This window comes from Amycolatopsis deserti (assembly GCF_014653945.1).
Taxonomy (GTDB): domain Bacteria; phylum Actinomycetota; class Actinomycetes; order Mycobacteriales; family Pseudonocardiaceae; genus Amycolatopsis_E; species Amycolatopsis_E deserti.
Genome location: NZ_BNAU01000001.1, coordinates 1,655,394 through 1,667,746, shown reverse-complemented (window position 1 = coordinate 1,667,746; position 12,353 = coordinate 1,655,394). Strand labels below are relative to the sequence as shown.

Below are 12,353 nucleotides of genomic sequence, written 5' to 3'. Positions count from 1 at the left end.
GGCGGGGCACCAGAGCGGCAGTGCCCGAGTCGGCGGTGGATGACATGTGATGCTAATGGCACTGCGTGCCCTTAGCAAGTCCGGCCTGTTAGGTTCGGCCACATGTCCGACGAGTCCCGGTCCGCGCCGCGACCGCGGGTGGGCAGGACCACCGCGGGGCGCAGGCGGCTGCGCCACGCCCTCACCGTGGCGGCGATCGAGAAGTTCTCCGAGCAGGGGTACGACGCCACCACGGTCGACGAGATCGCCTCGGCCGCGGGCGTGGGGCGGCGCACCTTCTTCCGGTACTTCCGGTCGAAGGAGGACGCGATCTTCCCGAACCACGAGGAGGTCCTCGGCCGGATCGAGCAGCTGTTCGCCACCGCGGACGACCGGCAGAACCCCCTCGAGGTGGCGTGCGCCGGCGTCGGGCTGGTGCTGGACTCCTACCTCGCCGACCCGGACGTCTCGGTCAAGCGGTTCGCGCTCACCCGCACCGTGCCTTCGTTGCGGGACAAGGAGGTCGCCAGCGTCGACCGCTACCAGCGCGTGCTCGCGACCTACCTGCGCGCGCGGTTCCAGGCCGCCGGCGACCCGCTGTGGGACCTGCGCGGCTCGGTCGCCGCGGCGGCGGTCGCGGCCGCGCACAACCACGTCCTGCGCCGGTGGCTGCGCAGCGGCGGGGCCGAGGACGCCCACGCCCACGCCAAGGAGGCCTTCGCCCTGGTGATCGACGCCTTCGCCGACACCCCGGCCCCGCGCCCGGACGCCGGCGACGACGAGTCGGTGATCGCGGTCCTCAAGACCTCGGCTCCGCTGTCCGAAGTGGTCCGCCAGATCAGCCAGGCGCTCCACGGCGACTGAGATGGCACGGGGTGCCACTCCCGCGAGAGTGGCACCCCGTGCCATTACCACCTGAACGTGCTCACTCCTCGGGTGTCAGCCAGAGCACCCCGTTCGGCGGGAGCTGCAGCACCGCCGACGCCGGCTGTCCGTGCCACGGCTCCAGTTCGGCCTCCACGGCGCCGTAGTTGCCGACCCCGGACCCGCCGTAGACCTCCGCGTCGGTGTTGACCACCTCGCGCCACCGGCCCGCCACCGGCAGCCCGACCCGGTAGTCGTGGTGCGGCATGCCCGCGAAGTTCGCCACGCACGCCAGCCGCGAGCCGTCCTCACCGAAGCGCAGGAAGCTCACCACGTTGCCGGCCGAGTCGTTGGCGTCGATCCACGCGAAGCCCTCCGGTGTGGTGTCCGCGCTGAACAACGCCGGCGTCGAGGCGTACACCGAGTTCAGGTCCCGCATCAGCTTCTGGATCCCGCCGTGCAGCGGCTGTTCCAGCAGGTGCCAGTCCAGCGACCGCTCCTCCGACCACTCCTGCTCCTGCCCGAACTCGCCGCCCATGAACAGCAGCTGCTTGCCCGGGTGCGCCCACATGAACGCCAGCAGCGACCGCACCCCGGCCGCCTTGTTCCAGTCGTCGCCGGGCATCCGGCCCCACAGCGAACCCTTGCCGTGCACGACCTCGTCGTGCGACAGCGGCAGCACGAAGTTCTCGCTCCACGCGTACACCAGCGAGAACGTCATCTCGTTGTGGTGGTAGGACCGGTGCACCGGATCGTGCGCCAGGTAGTGCAGCGTGTCGTGCATCCAGCCCATGTTCCACTTGAACCCGAACCCGAGCCCGCCCAGGTGCGTCGGCCGCGTGACGCCCGGCCACGCCGTCGACTCCTCGGCGACCATCACCACGCCGGGGTGTCGCTTGTAGACGGTCGCGTTCAGCTCCTGCAGGAACCGCACCGCGTCCAGGTTCTCCCGTCCGCCGTACTGGTTGGGCACCCACTGGCCCTCCGGCCGCGAGTAGTCCAGGTACAGCATCGAGGCGACCGCGTCCACGCGCAGACCGTCCAGGTGGTACTCCTCCAGCCAGAACAGCGCGTTGGCGACGAGGAAGTTGCGCACCTCGTTGCGGCCGAAGTCGAACACGTAGGTGCCCCAGTCCGGCTGCTCGCCGCGGCGCGGGTCGGCGTGCTCGTACAGCGGGGTGCCGTCGAACCGCGCCAGCGCCCAGTTGTCCTTGGGGAAGTGGGCCGGCACCCAGTCCACGATCACGCCGATGCCGCGCTGGTGCAGCCGGTCCACGAAGAACCGGAAGTCGTCCGGGTGCCCGAACCGCGCGGTCGGCGCGAAGTAGGAGGTGACCTGGTAGCCCCACGACCCGCCGAACGGGTGCTCGGCGATCGGCAGCAGCTCGACGTGCGTGAACCCCAGGTCCTGCACGTAGTCGGCCAGTTCCTCGGCCAGCTCGCGGTAGCCCAGGCCGGGCCGCCACGAGCCGAGGTGCACCTCGTACACGCTCATCGGCGCGTTGGCCCAGTTCGTCGCGTCGCGCCGGGCCAGCCATTCGTCGTCGGACCACTCGTAGGCCGACGCGGTGACCACCGACGCCGTCGCGGGCGGCTTCTCGGTCGCGAACGCCATCGGGTCGGCCTTCTCGTGCCACTGCCCGTCGGCGCCGAGGATGCGGAACTTGTAGTGCGTCCCGATCTCCACGCCCGGGATGAACAGCTCCCACACCCCGGACGAGCCCAGCGACCGCATCGGGTGCGACCGGCCGTCCCACCCGTTGAAGTCGCCGATCACCCGCACCCCGCGCGCGGTGGGCGCCCACACCGCGAACGACGTGCCGGTGACGACCCCGCCGGGTGTGTCGTAGGAGCGCGGGTGCGCGCCCAGCACGTCCCACAGCCGTTCGTGCCTGCCCTCGCCGATCAGGTGCTGGTCCAGCTCGCCGACCGTGGGCAGCCACCGGTACGGGTCGTCGATCAGGCACACGTGCCCGTCGTAGTCGACCTCCAGCCGGTAGTCGCCGGGGTGCTCGGGCACCGTGCCGGCCCACAACCCGTCCACCACGCGTTCGAGGTCGGACTTGTGGTCGGCGGCGACCACGCTCACCCGGCGCGCGCCCGGCCGCAGCGCCCGCACCACCACCGACTCGCCCGCGGTGTGCACACCGAGGACCGAGTGCGGATCGTGGTGCGAGCCGGCCAGCAGCCGGTCGATGTCGCCGGGCGGCGGGGCCGCTTCGGGCAGCTCGGCTGGGACCGCGTTCACGGTTGTTCGCCTCCTGCGGTGATCCTCGCGATGGATGCCAGCGGCACGGTCAGCCATTCCGGCCGGTTGGCGTGTTCGTAGGCCACCTCGTAGACGGCCTTGTCGAGCTCGAAGGCGCGCAGCAGGTCGCCGTGCGCCCGCGGGTCGCCGACCGACTCCGGCGCGGCCTTGGCGTAGCCGTCGCAGAACGCCGACCGGTTGCGCCGCGCCCACTCCAGCGCCCGCTCGGTGAGCCGCGGATCGTCCTCGTCGTGGCCGATCAGCATCTGGTGCGCGGCGTAGTCGAACGAGCGCAGCATCCCGGCGACGTCCCGCAACGGCGAGCGCAGCGCCACCCGCTCGGCCGCCGGCGCGGCCGGCTCGCCCTCGAAGTCGATCAGCAGCCACCCGCTGACGGTCCGCAGCACCTGTCCCAGGTGCAGATCGCCGTGGATGAACTGCATGGACACCGGCCCGCGGGCCTCACGCACCTTCTCGAACGCGGCGCGCAGCGCGGGGGTGTACTCGGCCAGCTGGGGCACCGCACGGCTGACGGTGTCCAATCGATCCCGCATCGCCTTGACCGTGCGGTCGAACTCGCCCTCGTCGGCGATCTCGTCGCCGAGGGCCCGCCGCAGGTCGCTGTGCACGGAGGCGACAGCCTGGCCGAGCCGCTGCGCCTCCGCGGCGAAATCGCCGCCCACCTCGTCGGGGGGCAGCTCGGGATCGGCCATGAGGTCGCGGACGCTGGTGGTGGCCATGGCCCAGCCGTCCACCGCGTCGGGCACGAACTTCTGCAGCATGCCGATCGTGACCGGCTCGCCACCGAGGTCGCCGGTGATCGAGCCGAGCAGCTCGGCGATGTGCTTGCAGCCCACCCCGTGCAGCGCCCGGTGCAGCCGCAGGTCCGGGTTCTCGCCGGGGGTGAGCTTGCGGAACAGCTTGAGGATGTAGTGGTGACCGAACACGAGCGAGGTGTTGCTCTGCTCCGCGCCCACCGGCCGGGCCCGCAGGCCGCCGCGCAGCTGCGTGCCGGGTTCGCGTGCGAACCGCAGCGAGCCGATCCGCGCCTGTTCAGCCACCAGGTCGAGCAGCTTGCTCGTCAGGTCGGCGTCGCCGGTGGCCTCGTAGCAGGGCAGCCCCTTCTCGGTGCCGATCCAGCTCGACCCGAGGTACTCCGGCAGGTGGGCCTGGCTCCCGATGAGGAGCTGGTACGGCTCGCGCCGGTCGTCCTGCTCCACCTCGACGACGAGGTGGAGCAGGAGCGGGTCGCCCGGCATCAGGACCGTCGTGCTCAGCGGGCGCACCGCGGTGATCGGGCGGTCCTTCCCGGCGAACCACCGCTGCGTGGGCAGCCACTCCGGCAGTTCGGTCACCAGCGCGCCGACCAGCTCACGGGGATCGGTCAAGTCACTCACCTCGCCTCGCCTTCGCGTCCGCGTCCAGCAGCTGGAACCAGTAGAAGCCGTGCCCCGGCAACGTCAGCAGGTAAGGCAGTTCCCCGATGTCGGGGAATTGAACACCGCCGGTGAGCTCCAGGGGCGTGTAGCCGTGATGCTCCGACAGGTCCAGCTCGACCGGCTGCGGGAATCGCGACAGATTGTTCACACACAGGACGATGTCGAGCCGCCCGTCCGGCCGGATCCAGGTGCGCTTGTAGGCCAGCACGCTCGGGTTGGACCCGCCGAGCTCGACGAAGTCGCCTTCGGCGAACGCGTGGTGCTGCTTGCGGACCTCGATCATCCGCCGCGTCCAGTTGAGCAGCGACGACGCGCTGTCCCGCTGGGCCTCGACGTTGATCGCCTGGTACCCGTAGACCGGGTCCATGATCACCGGCAGGTAGATCCGGCCCGGGTCGCAACCCGAGAAACCGGCGTTGCGATCGGGCGTCCACTGCATGGGTGTGCGCACCGCGTCGCGGTCACCCAGCCAGATGTTGTCGCCCATTCCGATCTCGTCACCGTAGTACAGAACGGGTGACCCGGGCAGCGAAAGGAGCAAAGCCGTGAACAACTCGAGCTGGTTGCGGTCGTTCTCCAGCAGCGGCGCCAGGCGGCGGCGGATGCCGATGTTGGCCTTCATCCGCGGGTCCTTGGCGTACTCCGCGTACATGTAGTCGCGTTCTTCGTCGCTGACCATCTCCAGGGTCAGCTCGTCGTGGTTGCGCAGGAAGATCCCCCACTGGCAGCCGTCCGGGATCTTCGGCGTCTGCGCCAGGATCTCCGAGATCGGGAAGCGGGACTCCCGGCGCACGGCCATGAAGATGCGCGGCATCAGCGGGAAGTGGAACGCCATGTGGCACTCGTCGCCGCCGGTGGCCGGGTCGCCGAAGTACTCCACCACGTCGGAGGGCCACTGGTTGGCCTCGGCCAGCAGGACCCGGCCCGGGTACTCGTCGTCGACGACCTTGCGGCAGCGCTTGAGGAACTCGTGCGTGCGCGGCAGGTTCTCGCAGTTGGTGCCCTCCTGCTCGAACAGGTAGGGGACCGCGTCCAGGCGGAACCCGTCGATGCCCAGGTCCAGCCAGAACCGCAGGACGTCGAGCATGGCCTCCTGCACGTCCGGGTTCTCGTAGTTGAGGTCGGGCTGGTGGGAGAAGAAGCGGTGCCAGTAGAACTGGCCGCGCACCGGGTCGTAGGTCCAGTTCGAGGTTTCGGTGTCGACGAAGATGATGCGCGCGTCGGCGTAGCGCGAGTCGTCGTCGCTCCAGACGTAGTAGTCGCCGTAGGGCCCGTCGGGGTCGGACCGCGACTGCTGGAACCACGGGTGGGAGTCCGAGGTGTGGTTGAGGACGAGGTCGGTGATCACGCGGATGCCGCGCTTGTGCGCCTCGTCCAGGAGGTACACGAAGTCCTCGACCGTGCCGAACTCCGGCAGCACGGCGCGGAAGTCGCTGATGTCGTAGCCGCCGTCGCGCAGCGGCGAGGCGTAGAAGGGCGGCAGCCAGAGGCAGTCCACGCCGAGCCACTCGATGTAGTCGAGGCGGCTCGCCAGGCCGCGCAGGTCGCCGGTGCCGTCGCCGTTGGAGTCGGTGAACGCGCGCACCAGCACCTCGTAGAAGACCGCGCCCTTGTACCACTGCGGGTTGTCCGGGGCCTGTTTCGCGTGTTTGAAATCTTCGGCCTGCGGCTCGACGAGCATCCCGTCGGGGGTCATCGCCTCACCGGTGTGCGGGATGCCCTCCAGACCGAGCGCTGCGTCGGGCCGGGCGTCTCCGTCCATGAACTCCACCTCTCCCCACCTCATCCGGGTGCGTTCCACTACCCCCGCGCCGGTCGGTGCGCGGGGTGCTGCGGGAAAACTCTGTTGTCGGGCCGGCGCGTCTCAGTCCCGGCCGGCCAGGCGGCGTTGGACGCCGACGATGTGCGCGACCGTCCGCCACGGTTCGAGGCGCACGTAGTTGGCCTGGCCCCAGTCCCAGGTCTCGGCGGTGACCTCGTCGTGCGCGATCAGCCGCTCGTGCCAGTCGAACCCGAGCGCGGGCAGGTCGAGCCAGAGGGTGCCCTCCTGCGCCTCGTGCGGGTCCAGGGTGACCACCACGACGACGGTGTCGCCCGTGGCCGGATCCTGCTTGGAATAGGCGATCAGCGCCGGGTTGTCCACGTGGTGGAACCGAAGGGTGCGCATCTGCTGCAGGGCCGGGTGGGCGCGGCGCACCGCGTTCAGCTTGGTCAGCCACGGCTCCAGCGAGCGGCCCTCCGCCAGTGCCTGGTCGAAGTCACGCGGGCGCAGCTCGTACTTCTCCGAGTGCAGGTACTCCTCGCTGCCCTCCCGCACCGCTTCGTGCTCGTACAGCTCGTAGCCGGAGTAGACGCCCCAGGTCGGCGACATCGTCGCGGCGAGCGCGGCCCGCAGCGCGAACATGCCCGGGCCGCCCTTCTGCAGCGACTCGTGCAGGATGTCCGGGGTGTTGACGAACAGGTTGGGCCTGCCGACGTCCCAGTGCTCGACCAGGTCGACGCCGAACTCGGTGAGCTCCTCCTTCGTCGTGCGCCAGGTGAAGTAGGTGTAGGACTGGGTGAAGCCGAGCTTGGCCAGCCCCCACAGCCGGGCCGGGCGCGTGAAGGCCTCGGACAGGAACAGCACGTCCGGGTGCGCGTCCTTCACCGTCTTGATCAGCCAGGCCCAGAAGTCCGGCGGCTTGGTGTGCGGGTTGTCGACCCGGAAGATGCGGACGCCGTGGGACACCCAGTGCAGCACGACCCGCAGCACCTCGGCGTAGATGCCCTCGGGGTCGTTGTCGAAGTTGATCGGGTAGATGTCCTGGTACTTCTTCGGCGGGTTCTCCGCGTAGGCGATGGTGCCGTCCGGGCGGGTGGTGAAGAACTCCGGGTTCTTCAGCACCCACGGGTGGTCGGGGGCGGCCTGCAGCGCCAGGTCCAGGGCCACCTCGAGGCCCAGCTCGTTCGCGCGGGCCACGAAGTCGTCGAAGTCGTCGATGGTGCCCAGCTGCGGGTGGACGGCGTCGTGGCCGCCCTCGTCGGAGCCGATGGCCCACGGCGAGCCGACGTCGGTCTCGTCCGGGGTGAGGGTGTTGTTGCGCCCCTTGCGGTTCACCCGGCCGATCGGGTGGATCGGGGGCAGGTAGACGACGTCGAAACCCATCCGCGCGATGCGGTCCAGGGCCTTCGCGGCGGTGGCGAAGGTGCCGTGCACCGGGCGGCCCTGGGCGTCCCAGCCGCCGGTGGAGCGGGGGAAGAACTCGTACCAGGACCCGAAGGCGGCGCGCTCCCGGTCGACCCAGATGCGCATCGGCTTGCCCTTGGTGACCAGCTCGCGCACCGGGTACTCGTGCATGACCCGGTCGATGTCGGCGGACAGCGCCGGGCCGACGCGTTCGGAGAGGTAGCGGTCGGAGTCGCGCAGGGCGTGCGCGGCGCTGGCGAGCAGCGCCCGCTCGCGGCGGCGGTCCGGGCGGCGCGAGACGCGGTCCAGCAGGCGGGCGCCGGTCTCCAGGTCGTTGGCCAGTTCGGTGGCGTCCTGGCCGGCGGCCACCTTGACCTTGACGGCGTGTTTCCAGGTGGACCAGGGGTCGCTCCACGCGTCGACGCGGAAGGTCCACAGGCCCTCGGCGTCCGGGACGATGACCGCGCCGAAGCGGTCCAGACCAGTGCCCTGCTCGGTCATCCGGGTGCGGCGGGAGATCCGGTCGTGCGGGCCGCGCCAGGACACGGTGGCGGCGACCGCGTCATGACCCTCCCGCCAGACCGTCGCCGAGATCGGAACGTGTTCCCCCACCACGGCTTTCGCCGGGTAGTGGCCACAGCTGACCGCTGGGGTCACGTCGTCGATGCCGAGCCGGCCGGTCATCGGCAGCGCCCCTCTCACCAGTGTTGTCGAATGTGCAGCGTCCGGGGGGACGTACAGGTCTTCGGAAGGAAGTACCCCGCTGCGAACGTGCGCAAACTACCGCCTTGGGTGTCACTCTCCGTCGGCGGGCCACGTGTGTCCAGTGTGGTCATCGACTGGTAACCCAGGCGTCACGGCCTGGTTCGCCGGGGGGCGTTCCTCGCGCACTGTCGACCCTTCAACGGTGTTCAGGCAAGTCGGATAACCCCAACGGGCGTCAGCTCGAAAGGGCTTGCTGCGTCTGGGATCGGGGTGCCCCGTGGTACTCGCCGGTAACCGTGCGGGGCGCTGGTCTGTTCCGGTGGTCGGGGTGGTTGCTCAGGGCTGGGGCGCGCCGGCGCCGATCACGCTCCGCGACGGGGAGGGTGGTGGGTCTTTTCGCGCGCTCACGGGTGGTGGCGGCGCCGCGTCGATTCGGCCGCTCGGTCGCGGCGCCGGGTCGCCGGCGTGCTCGGCGCTTTGTCGCTCGGGCCCCGGACCACTCGGGCGGGCCGCTGCGCCGCGCCTGGGCGCCCGCACCCCCGGGCGACGCTGCCCCGCGGCACGCGCCCGCGGGCGCGTGCCAATGCCACGCTGCTGCACCGCCGCCGCGACGCGCAGCGCCACGCGCTATGGCGCGGCTGTGCCGCGGGGCGTGGCCCGGGTAGCGCCGCGTGGTCTCGCGGGGCTGTGCCTTGGCTGGGGTCCGGGCACGGCTGTGCGCTGTGCCTCGGCTGTGCCTCGGTGGGGTCCGGGTGGCGCCGTGCGGTATCGCGCGGCTGAGCCTTGGTTGGGATCCGGGCGCAGCTGCGCGCTGTGCGTCGGCTGTGCCTCGGTGGGGTTCGGGTAGCGTCGCGCGCTGTCGCGCGGTTGAGCGTTGGTTGGGGTCGGGGCATGGCTGCGCGCTGTGCGTCGGCTGTGCCTCGGTGGGGTTCGGGTAGCGCCGCGCGCTGTCGCGCGGTTGAGCCTTGGTTGGGGTCCGGGCATGGCTGCGCGCTGTGCCTTGGCTGTGCCTCGGTGGGGTCGGGGTAGCGCCGCGCGGTATCGCGCGGCTGTGCCTTGGCTGGGGTCCGGGCACGGCTGCGCGCTGTGCGTCGGCTGTGCCTCGGCTGTGCCTCGGTGGGGTTCGGGTAGCGCCGCGCGGTATCGCGCGGCTGCGCCGCTGGCGCGCCCCGGGCGTGCTGCTGGCGCTGTCGCGCCCGCTGGCTGCGTCGCACGCCGCGTGTCGCGCTCGCCCGCTTGGCTGTCGTCGCGCGCTGCGTGTCGCGCCCGCCGCCTCCCTCTGTCGGGCCGCTCCTATCGCGCCCACCCGCCTTGTCTGTCGGGCCGCCTGCGCTGCCGCGCCGCCTGCGCTGCCGCGCCGCCTGTGCTGCCGCGCCGCCTGTGCTGCCGCGCCGCCTGTGCTGCCGCGCCGCCTGTGCTGCCGCGCCGCCTGCGCTGCCGCGCCGCCTGCGCTGCCGGGCCGCCTGCGCTGCCGCATCCGCGGTTACTGGGGCGTGATGTCCCTCGGCGCGCGGAGCAGCAGCAGCGCCCGTGCGGGCATCGTCAGCCTGCTGCCCGGCGTCAGCGCCCCCGGGTTGGCCGGGCTGCCGTCGGGGGTGGTGGTGTCCAGCGTCGGCTTCAGGGTTTCGCCGAATTCCGGGCCCGGCAGCGTCACCTTCACCGGCTCGTCGCCGGCGTGGAGGATCAGCAGCCAGGAGTGGTCGGCGATCAGTTCGCCCTCCCGGGTGCGGGACTGGCTGTTCGACCCGTCGATCCACATCATCAGCGTGCGGCGGCCGCTGTCGAACCAGTCCTCCTCCGTCATCTCCTCGCCGTCGGGCCGGAACCAGATCAGGTCGGGGCGCCCGGTGGGCGTGGTGCGGCCTTCGAAGAACTCCGGCTGCCTCAGCGCGGGGCTCGCGGCGCGCAGGTGCACCAGCCGGCGCGTGAAGGCTAGCATCGCGGTCGCGTCGGGGTCGCCGGACCAGTCCAGCCACGACGTCTCGTCGTCGAGGCAGTAGGCGTTGTTGTTGCCGCCCTGGGTGCGCCACAGCTCGTCACCCGCGACAAGCATCGGCGTGCCCGTGGACAGGAGCAGCGTGGCGAGCAGGTTGCGCGCCTGCCGGGCCCGCAGCGCGCGGATCTCCGGGTCGTCGGTCTCGCCCTCGGCGCCGTGGTTCCACGAGCGGTTGTCGTTGGTGCCGTCGCGGTTGTCCTCGCCGTTGGCCTCGTTGTGCTTGTCGTTGTAGGACACCAGGTCGCGCAGTGTGAAACCGTCGTGGGCGGTGATGAAGTTGACCGACTGCCACGGGCGGCGCAGGTTGTGGTCGTACAGATCCGACGACCCGGACAGGCGGAACGCCAGGTCGTCCACGCCGACCGCGCCGCGCCAGAAATCGCGCACCGTGTCGCGGTAGCGGCCGTTCCACTCCGCCCACTGCGCCCCGAAGTCGCCGACGCGGTAGCCGTGCCCGGTGACGTCCCACGGCTCGGCGATCAGCTTGCACCCGGACAGCACCGGGTCGGTGGTGATCGCGGTCAGCAGCGCCGAGTCGCGGTCGAACGCGCCACCGCCGGGGCGGCCGAGGGTGCTGGCGAGGTCGAACCGGAACCCGTCGACGCCCATCTCGGTCGCCCAGTACCGCAGCGAGTCGGTGACCAGCCGGATCACCGTCGGCGAGCGCGGCTCGAGCGTGTTGCCGCAGCCGGTCAGGTCGATGACGTTGCCGCGGCCGGCGTGCAGGTAGTAGGCGGGGGCGTCCAGGCCGCGGAAGGACAGCGTCGGCCCGTCCAGCCCGCCCTCGCAGGTGTGGTTGAAGACCACGTCGAGGATGACCTCGATGTTGGCCGCGTGCAGGGCGGCGACCATGGTGCGGAACTCGGCGACCTCGCGGCCCGGCTCGCTCGCGTACCCGGCGTGCGGCGCGAAGTAGCCCAGCGGCGAGTAACCCCAGTAGTTCTTGCGCCCGGTGCGCACCAGGTAGGGCTCCTCGGTGAACCAGTGCACCGGCAGCAGCTCCACGGCGGTGACCCCGAGCCGCACCAGGTGCTCGATCGCCGCCGGGTGGGCCAGGCCCAGGTAGGTGCCGCGCAGGTTCGGCGGGATCTCCGGGTTGCGTTGCGTGAAGCCCTTGACGTGCATCTCGTAGATGACGGACTCCTCGAACGGCACCTCGGGCTTCACGCCGGTGTCCGGCCCGCCGTGCGAGGTGACCACCGACAGCGGCACGCTGCCCAGCGAGTCGATCTTGGATCGCCGGTGGTGCATCGGGTCGCCCGCGTAGCCCAGGGCCGCGGTCAGGTCGGTGAGGCCGCCGGTGATGCGGGTGGCGTAGGGGTCGACGAGGATCTTGGCCGGGTTGCAGCGCAGGCCGCGCGACGGGTCGTACGGGCCGTGGACCCGGTAGCCGTACTTCTGGCCGGACGTCACGCCGGGCACCAGGCCGTGCCAGACGCCGAAGGTGCGCTCGGTCAGCTCGACGCGGCGTTCGGAGCCGTCCTCGCTGATCAGGCACACCTCCACGGCGTCGGCGACGGTCGAGGTGACGGCGAACCGGACGCCCCCGCCCTCGGGGTGGGCGCCCAGGGGGAAGGGACGCCCGGCGAGGACGAGGTTGCCGGCGGCGGGTCGGGTGGCCATGTCCTGATTGTCCCAGGACCCACCGACAATTCCGTCACCGCCGAACGGTGTTGATCAGGCGGGGATGCTCCGCCCGGCGGTGACCGGGCGTGGCCGGTGGGCCTGTTCGCCCAGGTCGGTGGGCCCTGCGGAGGGGATGGGTGGCGGGGTGGTGGGGTCGGTCGTGTGGGGTGGTGAGGGTTTGGTCACGGGTGGGCGGTGTGGGTCAGGCGGGGTGTTTCGGCGGGCGGTGAGTGGGCGTGGGCGGCGGCCTTGAGTGTCCCGGTGGGCGGCCTCTGCGGAGGGATGGGCGGCCGGGTGGTGGGGTCGGTCGTGTGGGGTGGTGAGGGTTTG

Annotated in this window: 6 protein-coding genes; 1 reads left to right on the top strand and 5 read right to left on the bottom strand. The window is 71.4% G+C overall.

The window, feature by feature from the left end:
• Positions 1-102 precede the first annotated feature (102 nt).
• Positions 103-843: a TetR family transcriptional regulator gene (locus IE290_RS08085; protein ID WP_191243805.1), complete on the top strand. Its 741-nt coding sequence runs from the start codon at positions 103-105 to the stop codon at positions 841-843.
• A gap of 61 nt (positions 844-904) precedes the next feature.
• Here the strand turns inward: IE290_RS08085 and glgB are convergent, their stop codons facing one another.
• The 5 genes from glgB to glgX form a co-directional block, all read right to left on the bottom strand.
• Positions 905-3,091: a 1,4-alpha-glucan branching protein GlgB gene (glgB, locus tag IE290_RS08080; RefSeq protein WP_191243804.1), complete on the bottom strand. Its 2,187-nt coding sequence runs from the start codon at positions 3,089-3,091 to the stop codon at positions 905-907.
• Complete coding sequence (locus IE290_RS08075) at positions 3,088-4,479, bottom strand: maltokinase N-terminal cap-like domain-containing protein (RefSeq protein WP_191243803.1); 1,392 nt, start codon at positions 4,477-4,479, stop codon at positions 3,088-3,090. The genes glgB and IE290_RS08075 overlap by 4 nt, the downstream gene beginning before the upstream one ends.
• Before the next feature lies 1 nt (position 4,480).
• Positions 4,481-6,292, bottom strand: a complete 1,812-nt coding sequence (gene treS / locus IE290_RS08070; protein WP_191243802.1) for a maltose alpha-D-glucosyltransferase — start codon at positions 6,290-6,292, stop codon at positions 4,481-4,483.
• A 102-nt stretch (positions 6,293-6,394) separates the two neighbouring features.
• Complete coding sequence (locus IE290_RS08065) at positions 6,395-8,380, bottom strand: alpha-1,4-glucan--maltose-1-phosphate maltosyltransferase (RefSeq protein WP_191243801.1); 1,986 nt, start codon at positions 8,378-8,380, stop codon at positions 6,395-6,397.
• Positions 8,381-9,884: 1,504 nt separating this feature from the next.
• Positions 9,885-12,020: a glycogen debranching protein GlgX gene (glgX, locus tag IE290_RS08060; RefSeq protein ID WP_191243800.1), complete on the bottom strand. Its 2,136-nt coding sequence runs from the start codon at positions 12,018-12,020 to the stop codon at positions 9,885-9,887.
• Between the last annotated feature and the right edge of the window lie 333 nt (positions 12,021-12,353).

Bases quoted from the DNA above. Each gene is read 5' to 3' on its own strand.
- treS (WP_191243802.1), bottom strand. From the start codon at position 6,292: ATGGACGGAGACGCCCGGCCCGACGCAGCGCTCGGTCTGGAGGGCATC.
- IE290_RS08085 (WP_191243805.1), top strand. From the start codon at position 103: ATGTCCGACGAGTCCCGGTCCGCGCCGCGACCGCGGGTGGGCAGGACC.
- glgX (WP_191243800.1), bottom strand. From the start codon at position 12,020: ATGGCCACCCGACCCGCCGCCGGCAACCTCGTCCTCGCCGGGCGTCCC.
- IE290_RS08065 (WP_191243801.1), bottom strand. From the start codon at position 8,380: ATGACCGGCCGGCTCGGCATCGACGACGTGACCCCAGCGGTCAGCTGT.